Origin of the sequence: Enterococcus sp. OL5 (assembly GCF_006491895.1) — a bacterium.
Taxonomy (GTDB): Bacteria; Bacillota; Bacilli; order Lactobacillales; family Enterococcaceae; genus Enterococcus_D; species Enterococcus_D innesii.
Window position 1 is genome coordinate 70516 of record NZ_VHIL01000003.1, and the last position, 24434, is coordinate 94949.

Annotated in this window: 18 protein-coding genes and 2 pseudogenes; 3 read left to right on the forward strand and 17 right to left on the reverse strand. The window is 43.2% G+C overall.

Annotation, left to right across the window (positions count from 1 at the left end):
• Positions 1 to 184: 184 nt before the first annotated feature.
• On the reverse strand, positions 185 to 2296 hold the full coding sequence (locus FJU10_RS04605; protein WP_140965274.1) for a glycoside hydrolase family 65 protein: 2112 nt from the start codon (positions 2294 to 2296) through the stop codon (positions 185 to 187).
• Between the two features lie 175 nt (positions 2297 to 2471).
• Between FJU10_RS04605 and FJU10_RS04610 the strand changes: the two genes are divergently transcribed.
• The gene (locus FJU10_RS04610; RefSeq protein ID WP_140965275.1) at positions 2472 to 3686 is read left to right on the forward strand and encodes an amidohydrolase family protein; all 1215 of its coding nucleotides are present in this window, start codon (positions 2472 to 2474) and stop codon (positions 3684 to 3686) included.
• Between the two features lie 91 nt (positions 3687 to 3777).
• On the opposite strand, the gene rbsK is transcribed toward FJU10_RS04610, so the two are convergent.
• The 11 genes and pseudogenes from rbsK to FJU10_RS04665 form a co-directional block, all read right to left on the reverse strand.
• Positions 3778 to 4707, reverse strand: a complete 930-nt coding sequence (rbsK, locus tag FJU10_RS04615) for a ribokinase (RefSeq protein ID WP_140965276.1) — start codon at positions 4705 to 4707, stop codon at positions 3778 to 3780.
• 4 nt (positions 4708 to 4711) lie between these two features.
• Entirely contained in the window at positions 4712 to 5155 is a 444-nt protein-coding gene (locus tag FJU10_RS04620; protein WP_140965277.1) for a GNAT family N-acetyltransferase, read from the reverse strand.
• 54 nt (positions 5156 to 5209) lie between these two features.
• A complete protein-coding gene (gene dcuC, locus FJU10_RS04625; RefSeq protein ID WP_140965278.1) occupies positions 5210 to 6580 on the reverse strand; it encodes a C4-dicarboxylate transporter DcuC in 1371 nt (456 codons plus the stop codon).
• 12 nt (positions 6581 to 6592) lie between these two features.
• Positions 6593 to 7513 carry a ribonucleoside hydrolase RihC gene (gene rihC / locus FJU10_RS04630; RefSeq protein ID WP_081117921.1) on the reverse strand — a complete coding sequence of 307 codons (921 nt, stop codon included), beginning with the start codon at positions 7511 to 7513 and terminating at the stop codon, positions 6593 to 6595.
• A gap of 140 nt (positions 7514 to 7653) precedes the next feature.
• On the reverse strand, positions 7654 to 8667 hold the full coding sequence (locus tag FJU10_RS04635; RefSeq protein ID WP_008380606.1) for a LacI family DNA-binding transcriptional regulator: 1014 nt from the start codon (positions 8665 to 8667) through the stop codon (positions 7654 to 7656).
• A 150-nt stretch (positions 8668 to 8817) separates the two neighbouring features.
• Positions 8818 to 9627, reverse strand: a complete 810-nt coding sequence (locus FJU10_RS04640) for an alpha/beta hydrolase (protein ID WP_016621637.1) — start codon at positions 9625 to 9627, stop codon at positions 8818 to 8820.
• A gap of 10 nt (positions 9628 to 9637) precedes the next feature.
• Positions 9638 to 11105, reverse strand: a pseudogene (locus FJU10_RS04645) (alpha-L-fucosidase).
• Positions 11102 to 11758: an SGNH/GDSL hydrolase family protein gene (locus tag FJU10_RS04650; RefSeq protein WP_096741638.1), complete on the reverse strand. Its 657-nt coding sequence runs from the start codon at positions 11756 to 11758 to the stop codon at positions 11102 to 11104. Before FJU10_RS04650 ends, FJU10_RS04645 begins: the two are co-directional and overlap by 4 nt.
• A 138-nt stretch (positions 11759 to 11896) precedes the next feature.
• Positions 11897 to 13645: an ABC transporter substrate-binding protein gene (locus tag FJU10_RS04655; protein WP_077452014.1), complete on the reverse strand. Its 1749-nt coding sequence runs from the start codon at positions 13643 to 13645 to the stop codon at positions 11897 to 11899.
• Positions 13646 to 13666: 21 nt separating this feature from the next.
• A complete protein-coding gene (locus FJU10_RS04660; RefSeq protein ID WP_005234069.1) occupies positions 13667 to 14599 on the reverse strand; it encodes a carbohydrate ABC transporter permease in 933 nt (310 codons plus the stop codon).
• Between the two features lie 15 nt (positions 14600 to 14614).
• Positions 14615 to 15556 carry an ABC transporter permease gene (locus FJU10_RS04665; RefSeq protein WP_005228459.1) on the reverse strand — a complete coding sequence of 314 codons (942 nt, stop codon included), beginning with the start codon at positions 15554 to 15556 and terminating at the stop codon, positions 14615 to 14617.
• Positions 15557 to 15790: 234 nt separating this feature from the next.
• Between FJU10_RS04665 and FJU10_RS04670 the strand changes: the two genes are divergently transcribed.
• Entirely contained in the window at positions 15791 to 16396 is a 606-nt protein-coding gene (locus FJU10_RS04670; protein ID WP_077452020.1) for a YesL family protein, read from the forward strand.
• Positions 16393 to 18188: pseudogene (locus FJU10_RS19760) on the forward strand (sensor histidine kinase). Before FJU10_RS04670 ends, FJU10_RS19760 begins: the two are co-directional and overlap by 4 nt.
• Before the next feature lie 58 nt (positions 18189 to 18246).
• Here the strand turns inward: FJU10_RS19760 and FJU10_RS19650 are convergent.
• The 5 genes from FJU10_RS19650 to FJU10_RS04695 form a co-directional block, all read right to left on the reverse strand.
• Complete coding sequence (locus FJU10_RS19650) at positions 18247 to 19428, reverse strand: family 43 glycosylhydrolase (protein ID WP_262984549.1); 1182 nt, start codon at positions 19426 to 19428, stop codon at positions 18247 to 18249.
• A complete protein-coding gene (locus FJU10_RS19655) occupies positions 19379 to 19711 on the reverse strand; it encodes a family 43 glycosylhydrolase (RefSeq protein WP_262984550.1) in 333 nt (110 codons plus the stop codon). The genes FJU10_RS19650 and FJU10_RS19655 overlap by 50 nt, the downstream gene beginning before the upstream one ends.
• A complete protein-coding gene (gene yicI, locus FJU10_RS04685; RefSeq protein ID WP_140965279.1) occupies positions 19712 to 21982 on the reverse strand; it encodes an alpha-xylosidase in 2271 nt (756 codons plus the stop codon).
• Entirely contained in the window at positions 21979 to 22878 is a 900-nt protein-coding gene (locus FJU10_RS04690) for an ROK family protein (protein ID WP_081117913.1), read from the reverse strand. Before FJU10_RS04690 ends, yicI begins: the two co-directional genes overlap by 4 nt.
• Before the next feature lie 138 nt (positions 22879 to 23016).
• The gene (locus tag FJU10_RS04695) at positions 23017 to 24426 is read right to left on the reverse strand and encodes a response regulator (protein ID WP_077452030.1); all 1410 of its coding nucleotides are present in this window, start codon (positions 24424 to 24426) and stop codon (positions 23017 to 23019) included.
• Positions 24427 to 24434 lie beyond the last annotated feature (8 nt).

The window sequence follows — 24434 nt, forward strand, 5'->3', positions numbered from 1 at the left end:
TAGTTTAGAGTCAAACCCAAACAACCTCCATAGGTATATCTTCCCTTTCATTAAGGGAAATTTCTACAAGAAGTTTTATGAAATAAGTCAAAAAAAAACGCCGCAAGCGAAAATCCTTGCGACGGGACTGGTTCTATTTAATGGAACAAGCTTCTTATAACTAAACAGCGATAATCGAGGTGTATTACTGGATCCAAAGTCCATGCTTCTCTTTGACAATGTGCAGCTTGCTATCAGGCAGCAGCCAGCATTCGATTTCTCCTCCTTGAAGCTTCACTTTGATTGCTTCTTGCTGATAAGTGATCGTAAACGTCAATGATTCGATTTTCTGCGGCAAATGATTCGCCAGATGAAGTCCGCGATCATAGGTCAGACCAGCAAAACCATAAATCAAACTCAACCAGCTGCCACCCATATTGGCTGCATGAACACCATCTACAACATTCTTTTGCAAATCGTTGAGATCCATCAGTGCAGTATCCATGAAGTAGCGATACGCTTTTTCAGTGTCGCCGATTCGGCTAGCCATCACACTAAAGATGGAACGAGACAACGAGGAGTCATGGGTCGTCACCTGCTCGTAATAGTCATAGTCTCTTGTTAATTGATCTGCTGAAAATTCATGGGTAAACAGCATCTCTGCTAAAACCGTATCTGCTTGCTTGCATACTTGATACTTATAAATAATCATTGGATGATAATGAAGCAGAAGCGGATAATTCTCAGATGGTGTTTCCTCAAATGGCCACAGCGCTTGATCTAAGAACGAATCATCTTGTTTCGTTAACTGCCGCTCTTCGTCATAGCCGAAGTACATAAAGTCAGCCGCTTTTTCCCAATCGGCAATCATTTCTTGATAGACATTGTAGCGTTTTGCCAGTTCGACCGCATAGCGTAAGTTATTTTGTACCATTTTGTTTGTATAAAAATTGTTGTTTACCAAAGCGCTGTATTCGTCTGGTCCTGTCACTCCATGAATACAAAATCGCTCTTGTCCTTCTTTTATAGCAAACGTGCCATAATGAAACCAGAATTTCGCTGTTTCAAAAACGACTTCTTGACCAATTTCTTCAATAAAGGTTTGATTACCCGTGATACGTTCATATAATTGAAAGCCATACACGATATCGGCATTGATATGCAGCTGTGCTGTACCTGCTGGATAATAGGCACTCGTTTCATTCCCGTCAATCGTGCGCCAAGCAAACAAGGCCCCTGCTTGATTCAATTCTTGTGCTCGTTTTTTGGCTTGCGGCAAAATACTTGCACGATAGGAAAGCAAGCTTTTGGCTATCTCGGGGTTCGTATAAATGAAGAACGGCAGCAGATACATTTCTGTATCCCAAAAATAATGGCCTTCATATCCTTCACCCGTCAGCCCTTTTGCGGCAAAATTCGTTTTCCCATCACGCCCAGCACCTTGATTCAAATGAAACAAATTGAATCGAATCCCTTTTTGCAAATAGTCATCACCCACAATTTGAATATCGCTGGCTTGCCAGAAAGATTGATAGTAATCCGCTTGTTCTTTTAATAAGACAGAAAACTTGTCGACGCTCTGCTGAAATGGTGTCTCACCAATCCTTTGCAACAATTTGACCTGAAAAATCGAAGTTGACGGTTCTCCAACAGTCAAATGCTGCTTTTCTTGATGTAGCTGAATAGCGATTTTCTTTTGACTATTTGGTGCTGTCCATACTTGGTATGCGCCCATTTGTTCTTTTTCCAATTGATGATTCTTACTGGCAACTCGAGGATCATCTGTTTTATTGACAGAGAATTGCTGATTTAATGTGTGGGAGAGTTCGATCGGTTCTGAAAAATCGGCTGTTATCACTTCATAGCGACAAACATAGAGTTCACTGCGCGTCATTGACGCAAACGAAGTTAACCCCAACTCAAAAGACTTTCCAGTCGGAGTAGTGATCTGGTAACTCTCCGTTAGAACCCCATCAGCTAATTTAAGACTCATTTGGGTTCGTTCGACTTGCCATTCCTCAACCGAAGAATCCTCCTCGCCGATTTTCAAAATAACTCCACGCAAGTTGGGCAGTTTGCAAATCGTTTGATGTTCTTTTGCATACCCGTAAGCCCATTCGCCATACTGAATCGGCTCGCTGTCAAAAAAGCCGTTGACAAACGCCCCAGGATTTCCTGGATACAGTTGATTGACCTTCAAAGGATGCCCTGCACGGACGCCGATTTGCCCATTTCCTAAAGCGAACAATGTTTCTAGATACTCCATTTTCTGATGGGACAGCTCATCAGCTGTCAATAGAAAGTCGTTTTTCTTCATCCTTTATCCTCCAAGTCTTTTGGTTTATTCCTCGTTATCTTCACTTAGTTTCTATCCTACACTTCTAGCCAATGATTGCAAGGCTCAGCACTTCGTCCTTTTGCCACAAGCATCTCTTTAGAGCCGAGCAGCGAATGTATGATACCATGAAGCAAACACGAAAGAAGGCGATTTCTTGGATTTATGGCTTACAAACGTACAACTTGAGACGAGTTATTTAAAAGAAGGCGATTGGTCTTATGGAACCAAAACAGAAAATAAAGCAATCGGGATCAATGATGGAAAAATAGCGGAGATCGTGCCGATGACCGAATGGCAGGCATCAAGCGAAGCGACGATCATTGATGGGGAAAATCAGTTATTGTTGCCAGGATTGATCGAAAAACATTGTCATTTGGACAAAAGTAAATTAGGTACTCCTTGGCGTCCAGTAACGCCGGCAGCTAGCTTGGTGGAACGATTTGAAACTGAGATTCCCCAATTAGATGCCTTGCCGTTATCGATCAAAGAACGCGGACAAGCGCTGATCGATTTAGAACTGCCTCATGGTGCGGTGATGTTCCGCTCACATATTGATATTGAACCAATGACTCAGCTGCGTTATTTTGATACGATTACCGAATTAGTTGCCGAACAACCTTTTGGCTCGGAGTTGGTCTTATTCCCACAACATGGCTTATTGCGCTCAAATGCTGCTTCTTTGATTGAAGAAGCCTTAGCAACGGGCAAAGCTTCTTTTCTTGGCGGTGTTGATCCGTATACACTCGATCAAGACTATAAAACTTCCTTACGGACAACTTTTGAACTTGCTCAAAAAGGGCATGTCGGGATTGACCTCCATCTTCATGATCGGCAAGAAGCTAGCAGAGCGACCGTCAAAGAAATGATTCGTTTGACGAAGGAATTCAATATGCAAGGAAAAGTGGCGATCAGTCACGCCTTTGGTCTAAATGACTTTGAAGGCGCAGAACGCAAAGAAGTCTTTCAAGCCTTAGCAGATTTAGAGATCCATATCATTTCAAGTATTCCCATCAGCCCTTGCACGATTCCACCGCTTAAAGAATTGCAAAGCTATGGCGTTGCTGTTCATATTGGTTGCGACAACGTCTATGATTCCTGGTCTTCTCTAGGAGATGGTTCTTTACAAGAAAAACTGGCCCGCTATTTAGAGATTTTTGCCGTCAAAAGTCAGGAAGACTTGACGCAAGCATTAGGTTTAGTCACGGATGGCAAAGTGCCATTGGATAAAAACGGTGCGCAGCAATGGCCTAAGGTTGGTGATTCGGCTGATTTCTTACTGACACCAGCTGCTTGTACGGCAGAATTCGTTGCCCGCAAAGGCTTCGTTAGCAAAAGCTTTTATCAAGGAACAGTTGTTTTCACCGCATAAATCTTACCTATATAAAAGGCATCTGCGCTTCTTTTTAGAGCTGCAGATGCCTTTTTTCAGGAATAGTCGTTTGTTAATTGTACATAGTCTTTCAGGTAAATGAATCAACCTGCTGCTTCATAAACTCTTCTATTTCACTTTTCAGTGGCATCCCTGTTTGAGCCCCCAGCTTTTGAACGGACAGACTAGCTCCATTATTCGCCATAGAAACGGCTTTATAAAAATCCGCTCCTTCCCCTAAAGCGGCTGCCAAGATGCCATTAAAGGTATCCCCCGCACCGGTAGTGTCTACAACTGAAACTTTGTTCGATGGAATCGTCACAACTTGTGACTTTTCTACAAATGTTACCCCTTTGCTTCCTCGTGTGACAACGATTCGCGTAGCGTAGTTTTTTTGCCAATCAGCAATGATCTGCTCAATTTCGTCTTCCAAAATGGCCTCTTTACCGATCAAAGCGGCAAATTCCGTTTCATTTGGTGTCAAAATATCAATATATGGCAGGAGTTCCGGTACGATTTCATTGTAAGGAGCAGGATTCAAAATCGTTAGAACTCCTTTTTTCTTGGCAAGAATCAATGCTTTTTTGATTGTTTCCACAGGAATTTCCAGTTGAGTAAGTAAGATATCCCCTTGTGAAAGTTCACTGATTGTTTGCTGAACGTAGGCTTCATCGATCAGCCCATTCGCACCGGGGACGACAGTGATACAATTATCCTCTGCTAATTTAAAAATACTCGCAATTCCTGTGAACATATTTTTTTCACGGGAAACAGCCGATAAATCGAGAGCTTCTCTGCTGAGGTGCTGAAGAACCTTTTCCCCAAAAGTATCTTCCCCGATTTTCCCTAAAAATTTTGTTGATGCACCGTAACGAGAAGCTGCCACTGCTTGATTTGCTCCTTTTCCCCCGACAAAATAATCAATTTGCTCCCCAATGATCGTTTCGCCGATCCTCGGCATTCGTGTTGTCGTGATCACGATATCCATGTTCACACTACCTAAAATCGTTATCTTACTCAAAAAATCACCTATTTCTCTTGAATATATAAAAAGGACCAAAGGCTTCCCGACCCTCAATGGTCGTTTCACCAACCTTTAAAAACCCTGTTTTTACAAATAATCGCTGCATGGGCAGATTGGTATGATTTGTGATTGAAAGAAGTGTTTCCCCTTCATCACACTGTTGTTCCAAACAGCTTCTGATCCACTGGCGGCCAAAGCCTTGCCCCGCTTGAGATGGTCTCGCAACGAGTCGCTGAATCGTTCTTATCCCATGATATTCTTTGCTACAATTTGACAATGAGTCAACTGACAAAACACCGGCACTTACAATGTTTTTATTTTCATCCTTCAACACAAACAGTTCCTTTTTCTCGATATCCTTCGCTAAGATTTCTAGGGAGGGATAAGTATCAGTCCACTGATAGATTTTCCTTCTATTCATCTGCTGCTTTGCTTCGATGAACATTTGAAAATCTCTGCTAATTCTTGTCGTGACGCCCTTTGAAGTTCATTCATGACTCTAGTAAGGGAGCAATACCAACGACAAAATGACCACTGCTATAATCCCAACGATCGTTGGAACGCTGGTTCGTTTCAGTAACCGAACAGGGCTGACGTCGATTGAAGAAGACACAATCATAATTACAGCGGCAACTGGTGAGATCGTTCTGCCAAGATTGGCGATCATCTGCATTGGCAAGGCGATCAAAATCCCGTCAATTCCCGCTTTAGCGGCAATATCGGGAATCAGTTCAATCACAGCGTAAAACATCGCCAATCCTCCGCCACTCAAAATACCGAACAATGCGGTTGCGCCGCTGAATATCAATGCCGTTAACACGCCAGCAGATTGAGAATTTTCTACCGCACTCATTAGTGAATCAATCACCCCTAAGCTTTGGATAGCTGTGGTAAATAATGATCCACCCACAACCAACATGACTACTTGACTAAACCCTTGTCCCATTCCTTTGAATAGTTCCACTGCACTTTCTTGCGCGATTTTGAAAGATTTCTTTCTCAAACATTCAATCATTAATGCAACAAAAAAGGAAATCATCGTTAGGACGAAAATATCCATTGTTACACCTTCTTTGAATATACCGATTATACCAACGATAATGATCAACACCAAAGGAAGGAGTGGTAAAATTGCATAAAATCTAGGAACAGCCGTTTCTTCTGACTTACTTTCAATTTCTTTTAGTTCTACAAAGGCATCTTTGCCTTCTTTTTTGTCACAATACGTTTGCCAAAAGTAATGAACAATGGCCATGATCAGCAATGTTGGGATGGAAATTTTCGCATGGTACAGAACATAAGTTAAGATGTTGTAATTCAATGTCTGAGCCGCAATCACATTATCCGCACCTAATGGCGTCGGCATGATCGTGGCAGTCATTGCGATAACTCCGGCTGCTGTTAAGGAAGAGATACCAATCCCTTGAAGCAGTGGATAAAGGATTGCCATCAAAATTATTGCCAAACTAGATGCACTTGGGACGACTAACGACATCAAATTCCCTAATAAGAAAACGATCGGAATAAATAATGCCTTAGACTTGATTTTGGTCATTGGCTGAACTAGGATATTGACAGCTTTTTGATTGGCACCAATGAGATTCATATAACCTGAATATCCGAATAAGATCATGATCACTAGACCAGCAGAACTTACTTGAGAGATGATCGTATCTTTAAGCTTTAAAAAAATATCGAATAAGGCCAAGCCAGTCCCTTCGCCTTCTGGGTAAAGCGGATTTCCTAAAGCAACGGATGCACAAAGCAAGACAAGTGCCCCAATAATCAAAATCAATGCTGGATTATAACTCTTAATAATAAAATATCCGACGATCCCCAAAACAACGAGTACTAAAATCGCTTCTATCATTTCTTTCCCCTCCTATTTACACTTGCTGATTGCCTGTAAAAACCATTCTTTAAAGAGCGCTTCATCGATATCGACACAAACACGGCAATTGTTTTTCTGCTTCAGACGATTGTTGAGATCGACAATTGTCGCACCTGCTGTGTAGGCTCCTTGTGTTTCGATCGCAACAAAAGTCTCTTGAACAGTGAACATCTCTGGACACAAAAGATAAGCGATCGCGCAACTGTCATACATTTTCAGCCCCGTGCCAAAACTGCCACCACGATATTTTTTGAATAATTGAACCATCATATCTCCGGTTTGATTCATTTCTTTGATTTTTGCGCTGTCTTCTGGGTAAACAAGCGCTTTGGCGCCCACATCTAATGGTGCTACAGAAAGTGGTAAGCCGCTCTCAAAAACAATCGTTGCAGCCTCGGGGTCAATCGCAATATTGAACTCTGACAATACACCAAAGTTTCCTCTACCTAAGGCTCCGCCCATTAAAACGATCTCATCGATTTTTTCTTTGACTTCTGGATAAATCTTAAGCAAAAGAGCAATATTCGTTAGAGGACCTAATGCGACAATTGTGATTTTTTCTTTATTCTTTTTGATCGTTTGATACATCGCTTCCACAGCTGAAGTTTCCAGCAGCAATGAACGATCTGGTTCTGGAAATGAATAGCCGGCCATTCCTGTGACCCCATGAACATCGCTGGCATCTTTGACTGCTCGCGTTAGTGGCTGAGATGCACCTTGTGCTGCTGGAATCGACAAATTCCAAAAGGAAAGCAGTTTCAGTAAATTATTGGTGACATGTTCAATACCGACATTTCCGGCCACTGTCGTGATCAACTTGACCTCCAAGACTTCACTAAATAGAGCAATTCCCAACGCAACTGCATCATCGATCCCCGGATCCGTATCAATAATGACTTCTTTTTTTGACATACGTATTCTCCTCTCACCTTTGATAAAACGTTTTATCATTTTTCTAAAAAAAGCGAACATCTGATAAAGCGTTTTATCTAATGTTCACACAAAGAATAACATCGTTTTAAAGCGCTGTCAATAGTAAAAAAAGAGTTTCGCTAGGAAACTCTTTCAGTCACACTGTTCTTTTTTATCAATCTAGGTGTCAATTGGACGTAACGTGGCTTCTGTCCGCTGATTGCATTCATCAAGGCAAGAACCGTTTTTTCACCTAAATCATTTACATCTTGTTCCACAGACGTTAGAGATACTTCTAAAAGATCATTCAAAACAAGATTGTCGTATCCTACGATCGAAACATCCTCTGGAACCTTGATTCCTAGTTCTTTGGCACGCTTCATAATTCCCAATGCAATCAAGTCGTTGCCAGCAACAATGCCGGTTACATCTCGGTTTTTTAAGAGAATGTCTGCTTTTTCATAGGCGTCTTCAAATTGGAACTTTGTTACCACATGCCAACTGTCTTTTCGTTGGAGATTGAATTCCTTCAGCGCATCTAAATAGCCTTGGTATCGATACACACAATTGATATTTTTATCAGGGTTCATCATCGTGCCGATCTTTTTGTGTCCTTTTTTTATTAGCTCACTGGTAGCAATATATCCCCCATGCCGATTATTATAAAAGACTTGATCGACCTCAAAGTTATCTATTCCTCTATCAACCAAAACGATTGGAACCGAAAGATTCTTCAATCGTTCTTTGGTTTGTACCTCATCCGCGTAGGATTCGGTTGAAAGGGCGATGATCAACGCATCAACGTTGCGGTCAATCAGGAGCTGAATCAATTCCTTCTCAACGTCAACTTTATCATCTGAGTTGACCAAAATCAGCAGATACCCCTGTTTTCGCAGCAAATCTTCTAAGACCTTGGCCAAGTTGGCAAAAAAAGGATTGTTGATATCTGGGATGATCAGTCCGATCGTATTGGTTTTTTTCAAAACCAGGCTTTTAGCCGCAGCATTCGGCGTATAATTATTTTCTGCCGCCAAGCGCTTGATTTGCTGTTTTTTTTCTTCTGTGATCCGAATCGGTTTGTCATTTAACACTTGAGAAACGGCTGCGATCGATACACCTACTTCTTTTGCAATGTCTTTTAATCTGACTTTCACTGAATACCCCTTTCGCTTTCCTAATTTTGTAAATGAACCAAGCACTCAATCTTATGTTTTCAGTAAATCCTTTTTATACTGCTGAAAAAACGGATTTGAGAATTCGACAAAGATGATTGATTAAAGATTATACTGTTTTTTGCATTCCTCTTAGATGTTCCACTTCACCCAATCAGCAAACAATTCTGGCCAACGGACAACCGATGCTTCGATCCCGTGTTGATTGCCGTTGGCGGTTTCCGGTGTTCCTAAACTTAGTCCATGACCACCGCGAGGGAAAATGTGCAGCTCATAAGGTATATTAAATTTGCGCAGCTGTTCGGCAAAAAGGAGGCTGTTTTCCGCCAAGACTAATCCATCTTCTAACGTATGCCAAAGAAACGTCGGCGGTGTCTGTTCATTGACTAAAGTCTCTAAAGACAAGGCGGCTTTTTCTGTTTCATAGCGATCTGCTAATAATGAACGGAAGGAATCTTGGTGTCCAAGTTCACCACTAGATAAGACCGGATAACTCAACAGTAACCCGTTAGGTCGCCATTCTTCATTGGCTCCTTGTAAAGCCTCTGCTAGAAAAGGTTGCTGCCAAGACACACCCAGATTAGCAGCTAAGTGACCACCAGCTGAAAAACCGGCAACAATGATTCTTTCAGGATCGACGTGCCAGACCTCATGATTGGTGCGCACAAGACGAACGGCAGCCGCCAATTCCTTTAAGGCTAACGGATAGACAGCCGGTTTGATACTATAATGCAACACAAAGGCTTGGAAACCAAAGCTCATCATTTTGATGGCGATGGGTTCCGCTTCACGATCCGACAACATTTCATAGCCGCCGCCAGGACAGATGATGACCGCCGGTCGGACACGATCTGGTTCCATTTCAGGAGAATTTTCGACGACATAGGTAGTTAAACTGGCTTGGCTTTCTGGTAAAAGTGCGGTTATTTTTTCATGTATCACGGATTGCGCCTCATTTCATTGTAATTTTATAGACAATTGGTTGGTCGGTTTCAATTGGTTCAAAAGTTAGTTGCAAGCCTTCATCGGTCACTTGCCAATCAACAGAATGTTCTTCGTATCCTAGAATCGTCACGGTTTGGATGATGCCGTGAAATTCTGGCAAATTTTGATCTTTAGACTGGGCCAGTGCTTGGATCCTTGCGTGTCCATTCTCAGGACTTGCCATGCCAATAGCATACAACGAATCCCCCTGAACCGTAAAGCGGAAATCCTGGCTCGTGTATGTCGTCGCCTGTGCCTCTTGAAATTGTCCTGAGACAACGGTCGTGGGTCCTTCACCGGCTTTGCACCATGGTTTCGCTTCATAAATGGCTTCACCGTTTACATCCAGCCACGCACCGATTTCTTTTAAGATCGTTTGATCTTTTTCTGGGATCGAACCATCCCCTTTCGGCCCGATATTCAAAAGAAGATTGCCATTTTTACTGACGACTTCGATCAAATCCTGTAAAATCTCACGTGTTGTTTTGTAATCCAACGTTGTGGTATAACACCATGAATTACGAGCGATCGCTGTATCTGTTTGCCAGTAAAAAGGTTGTGGTTCGGCAAATTTTCCCCGTTCGATCTCCACAATACCACTGCCAAACATCATGGCATCATGTTTGTAACAGATACCAACTTGTTTGCCCCATTCAGACCCACGATTGTAATAGTAAGCAGCGAAAAGTTGCAGGTGCTCCTTGAAGGCTTCGTGTTGGATCCACCAATCAAAATAGAGCAGCTCTGGTTGATAGTTATCGACGAGTTCACAGGTTCGCAGTAGCCAATCATCTAAAAACTCTTTTGATGGATATGGCTCGCTATACAAATCTTGATTATCAGGTTCTGGCATAGCAGGCCAATAAAAGTCGCCTTTTTCTAACGGTTCCTTGATGTCGCTGTCGAATTCCTTACCGTGTCCCATAAAAAACCAATGTTCGGCACGATGAGATGATGTGCAAAAATGCAGGCCTTGTTCCTCAGCTGCTTCTTTTAATTCCGCAAGAATATCTTTTTTCGGTCCCATAACTGCCGCATTCCATTCAGACAGCTCGCTTTTGTACATCTGAAACCCATCGTGATGTTCTGCAACGGGAAAAAGATAATTGGCACCGGCTTGTTTGATCAGTCGAATCCACTCATTTGCATCGAATTTTTCTGCAGTAAACATGGGAATAAAGTCTTTGTAGCCAAAGTTTTTTTTGTGGACCGTAGGTGTTGATATGGTGATCGTATTCCGGATGGTCTTTGATGTACATATTTCTGGAGTACCACTCGTTATTAAATGCAGGAACACTATACAATCCCCAATGAATGAAGACCCCGAATTTTGCTTTGGGGAACCATTCTGGTAGAACAAAAGCACCCAATGACTGCCAATTTGGGAAAAAGGGACCTTGGTGCGCGACTTGGCGGATCGTTTCTACTGTGATCATGGTTTTTCCTCCAAAATACCGACTGTTTCCAGCCATGTTTTTGCAATCAACACATGTCCTGCAGTCGACGGATGCACACGATCACTGCTTAAGACATAGGATGACTGATAAAGCAAAAAATCATCAAACTTTTCCTGCGTATCTCCTAAAAGGATACCATACTCTTGCGCTACTTTAGCAAGCACGTGTTGGTAGTTGGTAAGCATTTTTCTTAGTGGATCTTCTTTGTTGGCTTCAACCATAAATGGGGTCAAGAGAATCATTCCCTTGACACTCGGTAATGTCTGAGCGATCAAATCACGCAACTCTGATTCAAATCTTTCAATCCCCACCAATTCCGTTTGAGCAAATGTGCCATCAAAATGCCGCCACACATCATTTACACCGATCATGATCGTTACCCAATCTGGTTGAAATGCTAATACATCATCATTCCAACGCTTCTTCAAATCGACGACTGTATCTCCACTGATGCCTCGGTTAACGATCATTAATTCCATTTGTGGGAGTAATGCTGTGGTATAGGCGTTGATCAGATGAACATAGCCGTCCCCCCATGACGACCATCCCGCAGGTATCGCTTGATAATTTCGATTACTATCTGTGATCGAATCCCCCATAAAAAGCAGACGATCTTTTTTATCCACTATCATTGTTTTCCTCCTTAAAGAAAGAAGACTGATCCGCTGGTGCTGGATCAATCTTCTTAAGTGATTGCTTAACCAAACGCTGTTTACTCACTTTTGTCAAGGAACCATTGACCAACCATTTTTATGATTCTTTGTTTTTGATTAGTCCCCAAATTCTTTTGCTACTTCTACCCGTTTTTCGTTTTGATCTTTCGCATTATTCATGTCAAATTCTAGCACTGTTTGATAGCCTAAGCCGTCTGCTGTTTCTTGCATTTCTTTTAGCAATTGGTCAAATTCTGCTTCATCTTTGGCAAAAACCATTCGCCAAGAGTACTCGATGATCGTCGCTTTGGCTTGATTCCGCAACGTAGAGATCTCTGAACTATCTTCTGGCGCTACATAGCTGGCACCAGGGGCAACTAACAATTGGTCGTTCTCCTCTAAATAGCCAATGGTCGATTCTGCACCACCCATATTTTTTGACCAATCTTCTTTTACAGGATCGGTTGTTTCATTTTGATAGCTTTCCCACATTGTGTAAGCATATGGGAAGCCGGTATCAGGATTAATATCGATCGGTAATACCGTATTGACGTTTAGTGCGGATACACCATCTTTGTAACTTCCGCCACCATATTCTTCTGGCACATCCCCATCGCCATCTAGCAACGCTTGTTTTCCGAACTCAGTTAAGACAGGCTCGCCATCTTTCATTTCCCAAGTTAAGCCTTCAGGGCCACTACTACCGCTTGTTTGAGAAGAATTTGCTAACACGCCTTCTGAAGAGTAGAGCCAGTCAATAAAGGCTGCGATTCGCTCTGGGTCTTCGGCATTTGAACCGATCCCGATAAATTGTTTGCCACCGTAAACTTCCGCACCATAAGAGAAGATTTTTTGGTCTTGAATCGGTGCCAACATAAAGCCTTTTCCTTCAGTCAAGTTCGTGGTCGTATTAAAGGCCGCTTGACCTAACCAAGGCCACCATGAGAATAAGACTTGTCCTTCTTGGAATTTGGCAAAAAGTGTATCGTAATTTTGCGTCGTTGATTCTGGATCCACTAAGCCCATTTGATTGGCTTGGAAATAAAACTTAAGTGCGCGAATATATTCAGAATCACTATCGAGAATGCTTTGATAATCAGAACCATCCGCTTTTGCCAAGACAAATCCTGATTCATCGTACCCATAATAGGTGACCAGCTGTTTGCCTGCATTCATCATGTTGCCGTCCCAATCGCTGAATAGAGAAAACCCATAAACTTTTTTCCCAGAATCTGTTGTTGGATTGTCTTCTTGCATTTTTTGAATCACAGGAAGTAGGTCTTCCAATGTACCGATTTCTGGATATCCTTGCTCCCCATAAAGATCCCAACGCACATAAGCACCAAATGTAGGATCTAATCCTTCTGAAGGATCGGTGGCTTTTAATGTAGAAACGGAAGTTGGAAAGCCATATAGACCATCGGCATCTTTGTTTAGATTTTGAACAGCCGCATCAAAGCGCTGAACATTTTCCATAGTTTCATAATACTCGCTCGCATCGGTCAACAAGCCAGCTTCAACCAATTCGTTGTATTGTTGGCCATTATCAACAATGATCAAATCGCCCAAATCACCTGCTGCCGTCCTCGTTTGATAAAGAGTGTCTCCGTTTCCAGCAACGTTTGGTGCGATGATGTTCAATTCCATATTGAATTTATCTCGCACGATTTTGGCAAACCAACCTTCTTGCATCCCCATATAGTTGGCTAACCCATTATAGACATCGATCGTGATCGTCTCATCGTAACCACTTTCGCTAGAAGCAGCGTCTGTGTCAGATTCAGCCGCTCCTCCACAGCCGGCTAAACTACCTAGCAATGTCATGCCTAACAAACCTGTTGTTACATATTTCGACATTTTTTTCATTTTCTTCCCTCTTTCTTTTTATTAACCTTTCACCGCACCCAACATAATTCCTTTGACAAAATATTTCTGGAATAGCGGATAAATGAACATGATTGGTAAAACAACAATGACTGAAACGGTCATGCGAATCGAAGTCGGCGTCTGCGTTGTCGCTGCTGAAGCGATGCTGGAAAGTGATCCCGATGTATTTTTGACCATTTGTGCCAACGAATTGGCTTGATTGATATACGTATAAAGAAGGTATTGCAAGGAGTAGAGACTTTGATCCGTAATGTAAATCAGTGTATCTTGGAAAGAATTCCATTGACCAACTGCCGAGAAGATCGCAACTGTTGCTAAAATCGGCGTACAGTTGGGTAAAATTACCCGAAAGAATACTTGAATGATGCCAGCTCCATCCATTTCAGCTGCTTCTTGCAACGATTTGGGGATTGACTCAATATAGGTTTTCACTAAGATGATGTTAAAAGGCTGAACGACAGCCGGCAAAATATAGACCCAAAAATTATTCGTTAAACCTAATGTCTTCATGGTGATGAATAATGGAATCAGCCCTGCATTGAAATACATTGTAATCACGACAAAGCGATACCAAAATTTTCGTTTCCACATTTTTTCTTGGGTAAACATAAAGCCTAAGAAGGCTGAAGCTAAGACGGTTGCTGCTGTTCCGATCACCGTTCTAGCCACCGAAACGGTTGCGGCTAATGGCAACCCTTTTAGTTGTAACACTTGACTGTAGTTTTCAAAATGGATCTCTTGTGGAAAAAAGCGAATTTGTCCTAACGCACTCAACTCATTATTACTGATTGAATTAATAATCAAGTAATAAAAAGGATACGCGCAAATCAACGTAATCAGAAAGAAAAAGGTATAATTGAGGATACTAAACGTCAGGTTTTCACGTTTGGGTACTTTTTTCGCCTTTTTCTTTTCACTAATCGATAGTTCCATAGATATCCTCCTCTCCTAAATAATGGAAGTCCCCCGAATTTTTTTCGAAGCAATATTGACGATGGCCAACAAGGCAACAGAAATGACACTTTTTAGCATACTGATCGCGGTAGCCAGAGATAGACTATTTCCGCCCATCCCCAAATTGTAGACATACAAATCGAGGACTTGGATCGTATTTCGATTGAATGCATTTTGGAAAACAAAGTACTGATCCATCCCGTTGTTCAGCAAGTTGGCGATAGACAGCATCAGCATCACAAGGAACGTCGGCATCAAGGCAGGTAGTGTGATATGACGCATCAGATGGAAACGATTCGCCCCATCGATTCGTGCCGATTCATACAATTCGGGGTCAATTCCTGAAATGCCTGCCAGATACATGATGGCACCCCAGCCCAAGCCTTTCCAAATATTCCAAAGACACATCATCAGCCATGTATGATTGCCGCTATCCAAAAATTTGACTGGATCGGTAACGAAGCCCCATTCTTGCAGCAACGTGTTTACCAGCCCTGTTGAAGAAAACAAGCTAAAGGCGATCGTATACACCAAAACCCAACTGATAAAATTTGGCAGCGTGGTCAGCGTTTGGACCAAGTTTTTAAACCATTTGCACTTGATTTCGTTCAGTAAAATGGCGAAGCCTACTGGTAGGATCGAAGTAGCGATCCCTAAAAAACTCATGGCAAAGGTGTTTTTCATTACTTGTACGATCTGATCCACTTGTGTTGGACTAGAGACAAGAAGTCGAAACCATTTGAAGCCTACAAACTCGCTGCGCGCTAAACCTAATGCTGGTTTGTAATCATAAAGTGAATAAATCCATCCGTGCAAAGGAAAATAAGAGAACAAAAACACGAGAATCAGGAAGGGAACGATACATAAAAACAAAATCTTCCCTTCTCGTGTCACCCGCTTATTTTTTCTTGGGACACTGCTTAATTTACTTTCCATTTTCCTCCCCCTTTTTTGTAACCGCTTTTACATTTTTAATACTAGCACCTGAAATCTTATTTGCCACCTGTTAAAAATAGAGGTCAATCCGTACATTTTAGACTTTATTTTTCTTTTATTTATAAAGAATGCTGATATATCAAGGTTTCAGATAAAAGACACCTAAATGGTAAGGCTTTCAATATTTGTTTTTTGCGAGTACTATAGGAATATATCAATTTTGGAGGGATAAAAATGAAGTACAATCCTGATGGTCAACTGTACAAAATAACCACCGTTTTTTCACAATTCACATTGTTAAATTTACTATATATCGTTAGCTGTTTGCCAATTATTACGATTGGAGCTGCGACAGCTGCCCTTTATGAAGTGACGATTCGTTATGCGGATGAAGAGCGTGGTGAATTGATCGTGGGCTATGTCCGAGCGCTACGAGCAAACTTCATGAAAGCAACCGGTAGTTTTCTCCTTCTTGGGTTGCCTATGGTAGCACTACTGTATAGTAGCTTGTTTTGGTTTTCCTCAAAAACCATTCTTGCCAGTATTTTTGCCTTCGTTCTAATAGTTACAGCTATTTATCTGTTTATTGTGTTAGTCTATTGCCTCGCGTTAATTGGACGTTATGAAAACAGCTTTAGGCAAACATTAAAAAACGCGTTTCTGTTACCGATCGCGGACCCTATCCGTTCGTTAGCCCTCGCGCTTATTCCTATCGCTGCGTTTTGTTTTGTTGTTTTATTTCCGTTGTTTAAATTCCTCTTGTTGATTTTTGGTTTTTCTTTTGTTATTTATTGTAGCTCGTTCCTGTTGCTTTCTATCTTTCGTAATCAACAAGCATGAAAAGAATCAGTCATCTCTCACTTTTTCGTCGTCTGAGTCAGTTTTCCATTCGGCGACAATTGTTCATTCTTTATCTACCTGTTGTTTTTTTATCCACAGTGACTATTGGTCTCTTATTGGTCTACGATTCAACCAAACAGCTGACAGGCAATTACCAACACTTGGCTGAGTTAAATGCTCAGCGTGTCAAATCTGTTCTTTTTGATACAACAAACACGCTGACCAACACGGCGAGTTCCTTATCAAACGATACTCATCTACGTCAGCTTTTAACTGCCAATTACCTTGACGACCAAGAAGCGATCGTGGACATCAATAGCTATGATCAGCTAGATGAGATCAGAAATCTTCAAACCTCGATTGCGAAATTAACCATCTATATGACGAATCAAACCATTCCGAACTATAAATATTTTCAACAGGCAGATGACACGATTCAAGCGACCGCCTGGTACCAAAGAGCTCTCAAGCAACCCGATGCTTTTTTGATGACGATGCCAGAGGATTACAAAGCAAATCGTTTGAGTCTTTATAAAACGTTGCCTTTGCCTTTATCAAAAGAAACTGCCGTTTTGGAGATCCAAGTCGATTACAATTATCTCAGTAACCGACTTCGTAATTCATCCTATGAATTGGAATTACAGTTAAATGATGATGTCATCTTTTATAGCGACAAAATCAATCAAGTTGGGGAACCGGGACAGCTGACAGCTCTTTCTGAGCCGCAAACGAGTGCTGCCTTTTTAAAAAATGATGGTACCAAGGTGATGCTGACCAAAAGCACCTTACCCATGAGTAACAAAGAAGACATCATCACGATTTATAGTGCGGATACCAATGCCTATCGCAATCTACGCGCCAATCTGATCCGGTGGAGCACGATCGTTTTGGTGATTTTGATCACTACTTTCATCATCGTCTTTCTCTTTGCTCGATTCTTTACCAAACGAATTTCTCAACTGCAGCAGGCGGTCTACTTTGCTCGATCGAGGATTATGATTTCTTTCAAAATATTAGCGGCGAAGACGAGATTTCACAGATCTCTCTTGATTTCCACAAGATCATTCAACGAATCAAGAAAAAAGAAGAAGAGATCTACCGTTCACGTTTGGCACAGCAAGAGCTGTTGACTCAGCAGCAGCAAATGGAATTTAATATCTTAGCGGGGCAGATCAATCCCCACTTCTTGTTCAATACATTAGAAACGATTCGTATGATGGCGCTGACTTCCGGCAATTCTGACGTCGTTTATGCCATCAAATTACTGGCAAAATCGATGCGCTATACGCTAGAAGCCCACGGAACCAAGCGAACGAGTTTAGAAGAGTCCTTAGATGCCGTTCACGTATATGTCAAGATCCAGCGGATGCGCTTTGGCGATCGAGTCAACTTTTCCTATTCAGTCTCCAATGAGATCGACCAAAAAGAGGTCCAAATATTGCCCCTCCTGATTCAACCATTGGTGGAAAACGCCATCTCCCATGGCTTGGAAGGCATCACCTATCCAGGATTTGTCCGTTTGACGATCACCAAAGACGGCCATGATCTGGTGATCGTGGTACAAGACAACGGCAGCGGGATACCGCCAGAAAAACTCGAACACTTGCAGCAAAAAATCAAGACGCCCTCCACCCATGCCAAAAAGAACATTGGGCTAGCCAATGTCAATCATCGGGTCAAAATGTTTTATGGACCTGAATACGGCTTAACGATCGAGAGTGTGTTGGGCAGCGGCACACAAGTCACCTTGCGGATCCACGATCTAAGCCAAGATTCATTTTCTCCTCGCTAAAACAGTAAAGCCCCCCTTCGACTTCTGAAACAGAAATCGAAGGGGGGCTTTTGATTGATTAGAAATCCCGCACACGAACGGTTTGTTGTGGTGAAGAAGCACTGGCGTAACAGCCCACCATGATTCCAGTAAAGACACCACCGACCTCAGTGGTCAGATATTTTGTTTCTCCACTGCCTAAAGGCTGTGCTTGTCCTTGTTCATCAAGAACAGAAAAACGATAGGTTTCATTATCGGCGCTCAGCCGAAAGGTGACCGTATCCGCTGCATAAGACAGTTTCTTTTCCACTTTCCATAAGGAACCGATTTGTCGGCGGAAAACCAGCTGCTGACTGGTTGCTGTTTTTTCCAGGTATCCCTCATAGTGATGGGTGGCATTTAAGAAAACCGTCAATCCCACTTGTCCATCCGTTAGTTGCCGACAATCAAAGGTTGCCTGAAATTGTTGCTCAAAGGCGGTTTGTCGTTGGAACACAGCCGCGAGTTTGCCTTGATCAGACAGACCCGTCTGATTAGGATGCAGCAAGAAGCCATGTGGCTCTTCTTCAATCAATGTTGGGTCCCATTCGAATAAAGTCACGTAATCAGGCTTGCTGCTCTCCTTTCGTGTTTCCTTTGATGCTGCCGCTGTGTCTACCTGAATGGTTTCTGGCAAATGACCTTTTTCGCCAAACACCGGCCATGAGTTTGACCAGTCTACTGACAGCAAACATGTTTCCCGCCCTAACAAATGCCTCAAAGGATAGCTGATGGGGCGTACTGCTAGACAGACTGCCCACCAGTTGCCTTTAGTATCTTGCACGAGATCCGCATGCCCTGCGGCTTGCAGTGGCAAATTCGTACTGCGATTGGTCATCACTGGATTGTTGGGGCATGCTTCGTAGGGTCCCGTCAAGGAACGGCTGCGGGCCATGGTCAGCATATGCCCATAGGACGTTCCGCCTTCGGAGATCAACAGGTAGTAATAGCCGTCTTTTTTATACAAGTGGGGGCCTTCTGGATCAGCCGCTCCGCTGCCCGTCCAAATGTTTTGGCGCGGGCCTAGTTCTCCAGAAACCAAATCGATCGTCCGCAGATAGATCTCCTTATGGGTGCCTAAGTAATAGGTCTGTCCATCGTCATCTGCGAAAATCGTCGGGTCGATCCCAGGAGTGTCCAGCCAAATCGGGGCAGACCATTCACCGGCGATGTCATCCGTCCAGATCAGAAAGTTGCCTTCTCCTCCTTCGTTTTGCGCCAACGTTGGTGCAAACGAGGTAAAAGCGGTCCTTGATAAAACGCAAGGTTGGGGCATACAGACCAAAAGCATTGGGATTTTCAGTCGATAACTGCAGCTGCTCAGGTCGCGAAAGTCCATGGCCAATCAGCTGCCAGTCTGCCAAGTTTTTACTGTGATAGATTGGTAATCCAGGAAAATATTCAAAGGTACTCGTCACCAGATAAAAGTCTTCACCGACACGGCAAATACTGGGATCTGGATGAAATCCAGGCAAAATTGGATTCGTGATGGTTCGCATGGGCATCTAGAACTCCTTTATCGTGGTTTGGTCAGCGGTCAGCTCATGGCTCGTTTTTCCAGCAGTCGTGTGAATCTGCAAGGATGCTTGCTGGATGCCAGTCAGCTTGACGATCAGTTCTTGAGCGACTCTTTCGACAGCTACCTCGCCAAGCCATTCACCGTGGTGATCATAGATAGCGGCAGCGGTCTTGTCTTGCGGATCAAAGAGATGGATCGTTGGATGTTCAGCATAGTCATAGACTGCTTTGGTTTGTTCATGGCCTTCGACAATCAGTTGATTTGGTCGGACTAACAGTGGCAAGTGGAAATAGTCATAGGTTTCTTGGTACCAGTGTCCGCCCTCGTAGGCTTTGCCAGATAAGTAGTCGATCCAATGCCCCTTCGTCTTCGGTACGTAAAAGGAGACCGTTCCTTGATCATTAAAAATGGGTGCAACTAAAAGGTGTTCCCCCAGCATGTATTGGCGATCCAAATGATGGGTCATCTCGTCTTCAGGAAACTCTAAGACCATCGCCCGCATCATCGGAATCCCCGTTTGGGCGGTTAGCACCGATTGGGCTTGCAAGTAAGGCATCAAGGACAATTTTAACTTGGTGAAGGCTTTGGCTACCGCCACGGCTTCGTCGTCATAAACCCATGGCACTTTGTATTCCCAGCTGCCATGGTAACGGCTATGGGAAGACAGCAGACCAAATTGTGTCCAGCGCTTGTAAAGGTCTGGGGTTGAACCAGCTTCAAACCCTGAGATATCGTGGCTCCAATACCCAAAGCCGCCTAACCCAAAGGACAGACCTGCCCGCAGTGACTCTGCCATCGATGGATAATCTGAGGTACTGTCGCCACCCCAGTGTACAGGCAAGCGTTGCGAACCAACCGAAGCTGCCCGCGCAAAAACGATGGCTTCTTCTGCTCCCTTGACTTCTTTCAGCAAGTCAAAGACGACTTTATTGTATAGGTAGGCGTAATAATTGTGCATTTTTTCTGGATCAGAGCCGTCATAGTACACCGCATCGGTGGGAATCCGTTCCCCAAAATCCGTTTTGAAGCAATCCACACCCATGTCTAATAAGGCACGCAGCTTGCTATTGTACCAAGCGACCGCTTCAGGGTTGGTGAAGTCGACGATCGCCAAACCTGCTTGCCATTTGTCCCATTGCCAGACATCTCCATTGGCGCGTTTCAAAAAGTAGCCATTGGCCATCCCTTCGTCAAACAAGGGGGACTTTTGCCCAATGTAAGGATTGATCCAGACACAGATTTTCAATCCTTTGGCTTTCAAGCGCTGCAGCATTTTTTCCGGTTCTGGGAAAGTTCGTTCGTCCCACGTGAAGTTGCACCACTCGTATTCTTTCATCCATAAGCAGTCAAAATGAAAGACCTCAAGGGGAATCTCACGTTCTGCCATACCGTCTACAAAAGATGTTACGGTTTGTTCATCATAATCCGTCAAGAACGAGGTACTTAGCCACAACCCAAAGGACCACGCAGGTGGCAGCGACGGTTTCCCCGTCAAATCAGTGTAGCGCTGGATCACTTGTTTTAACTCATCACCGGCGATCACAAAGTACTGCAGCGATTGTCCTGGATTGCTGAATTGAACACGAGAAACTTTTTCACTCCCCACTTCAAATTGCACCCGGTCTGGTGAATTGACGAAGACGCCATACCCTTTATTACTTACATAAAACGGAATATTTTTGTAAGCTTGCTCCGTACCAGTGCCCCCGTCGGCATTCCAAATATCAACACTTTGGCCATTCTTCACGAAATTAGTAAAGCGTTCCCCTAAACCATAGATCGTTTCTCCCACATCCAGGGTCAACTGTTCGCTGATATGGGTATTTGCTTGCGGATCAATCACTAAGGCTTTACTGCGAGGTTTGCTTTGGGTAATCAGCTGGTCTTTGTAATAAAACGAAGCTGTCACATTTTCCTCTTTGCTAATCACGACTTGCAAGTCTCCCGAGCGAAAAACATACGATTGCTCATCTTCTGAAATATCAGGAGTGATTTCTTCTGTCATCAATTCAAAATCGGGGGCTTTGGCTTGGACTCCCTTATAATTATAGAGGGTGATCCCAATGATATTGGTTCTAGGGGTAGTGACTTCCATCGTTAACAATCCGCCATCCAGTGTTGCCCCTTTATGCCCGACATAGCTATAAGGCAGATATAAGACCAATTTGTTTTCTTCTTTACGGGCATCGTAGACATGCACCGCAAATTTCACATCAAATCCTTCACGAAATAACCAACCGCCATCTGAAAATTTCATTTTTTTCCTCCTTGTTGGATCAATGTCAACGCCCCTAACAGACCAGAATCATTATAGTAACGACAAGTCTCGATCGGCACTTGGAAATCCGGCCAATGGGGGTTCTCATTGATTGCTTGTTTGATTATAGCTAATAGATCAGGGTTTTGGCTGATGCCGCCGCCGATCAGTATTTTTTCTGGATTCATCGTGACAGCTAGGTTGTAAATCGCAAGTGCGACATAACGTGCCCACTGTTTCAGAATCTCCTGCGTTTCAGGGTCACTCGACCGCTGCTGCATGATGGTTTCGCCTAAAATCTCCTCTGATTCAGGAATCGCTTTTGCCCGTCGATAGGCAGCAATCAGTCCTCTCGTTGAAGCTAGATCATGGAGGGTCGCAAAAGAAGATGCTTGAAAATCAGTGATCATCATCCCGAATTCTCCTGCCCGAAACCCATTCCCGTGAATCAACTGGCGCTGATGAACGAGCGCGCCACCAATACCGGTGCCTAATGTAATCATGACAAAATCTTGTACGTCAGTAGCATTGCCGGTCGAAAGTTCTGCTAAAGCAGCACATTTCGCATCATTTTCGATCCAGATCGGATAGGACTTAGTTAAACGCTGCTGCAGCTCTTGTACGACAGCACAGCCGTGTAAAGGAGCCAACGCCCCCGCCATGATCGCTCGGCCATTGACTGAATCAATGAAACCAGGAAAACTCAGCCCGATCCCTTCGATAACATGCGCTTGCTCGACTTCTTGTATTTTGGCAGCTAAGGCAGCAAAAAATTCATCCCGGGTATTACTCGGGGTTTTGATTTTGCCTCGGTCCAGCCATTGATTCTTCTCGGTAAAAACCCCGAATTTGATATAGGTCCCGCCTACATCAAAGCACAGGCGTACATCTGTCATTTCTCCTCCTCCGTTCGAAAAGCGCTTACAGTTTCATCTAAATTATATAAAAGAAAAAAAAAGAAAGCCTACCAAGCAATTTAGTCATCGTTACCCTAAAAAATAGATGTCCGTAGAAAATCACGGACATCTTTGTGGTTATTCATTTTTCCGAAACTCATTTGGTGAAACCTGATGGTATTGTTTGAACTTTTTGTAGAAATAATCAACATTGCTGTAGCCTACCAATTCAGCGACTTCGTAGACCATTAGATTGGAATGACGCAAGATTTCCACCGCCTTTTCCATTCGCACTTCATCCAAGAACGCCAAATAATTTTTACCGGTTTCTTTGCGAAACTTCTTGCCTAGATAGGCACTATTGTAATTGAAACGTTCCCCGATTTTTTTCAAGGTCAAATCTTCTTGATAATGCTTTTTTGTATATTGGATCAATTCTGCAATGATATCGATTTGGTTCAAACTGCTGGCGACTGTTGCTTGCAAGGCTGCTAGTTTTTCGGCGATGACCTCTTGCAGCATCGGAAACGTTTGGGCGAGAAAAATCTGCTGATGCACTTCGTCTGTCGACCATTCGATTGCTAAGGCTACTTTTTCACTGATTTGATGCTGCAACCATTCGATGTCACCATTGATTTGCCATTTGATCTCTTCTTCCAATGCCAATGAATGATAAAAGGTTTGATAATAGCGGAATAACGGCTGTTCCAACGGATCGTTTGCCAAAATCGCTTTTACTAATTCTTCACGCAAATCGCTTCGTTCTTCTGCTTCTTGGGTCGTATCCAAAACATGGTGAGAAATGACTTGATTGGGAAATAAGAAAATCAATTTACTCAATGTCTGGATGTCGATCATCAATGGCTTCAAGTTATCTTGCGCCGCAAACCAGCGGGAAATCAAGATTTCTTGATGAGCCATTTTTTTGCGGCACCACGTATCGATCGCCTCGTCGGGAAAGCGTTCCTCGTTTAACAAAACCAAATACCGATGATGCCGATGGATCAAGGTGATGACTTGCGCCACTTGCTCCTGCAATTTCTCAACCAGCTTTTGGGCATCTGCCTCCTCGGGAAGTCGCAATAGCTTGATGGCTTGTGCCTCTTTGATCCCCGTTTGATCCCCGCCAAACAATTTCTCCATCAACTGACTCTTCTGATTTTTCTGCTGATCGGTCTTGGCTTTTTGATCGATTTTCGTCAAAATACCGATCAGCTCTTCTTCATCAACTGGTTTCAGCAAATAGGTCACAGCGCCCAGTTGCAACGCTTGCTTGGCATAGTCAAAATCTGAGTAGCCGGACAAAATAATGGCAAAAAACAAAAGACCTTCCTCCGATGCTGCTTGCACCATCTCAAGACCATTTTTTCCCGGCATACGGATATCAGCGATCACAACGTCTGGCTTCAATTCACGGATCATCGCCAAGCCAGCTTCGCCGTTTTCCGCCGACCCGACGATTTGATACCCCAGACGTTCCCAATCGATGATCAGAGGCAGTCCATTTCGGATCGATGCTTCATCGTCAACGATCAACACTTTACGCATTTTCCAAC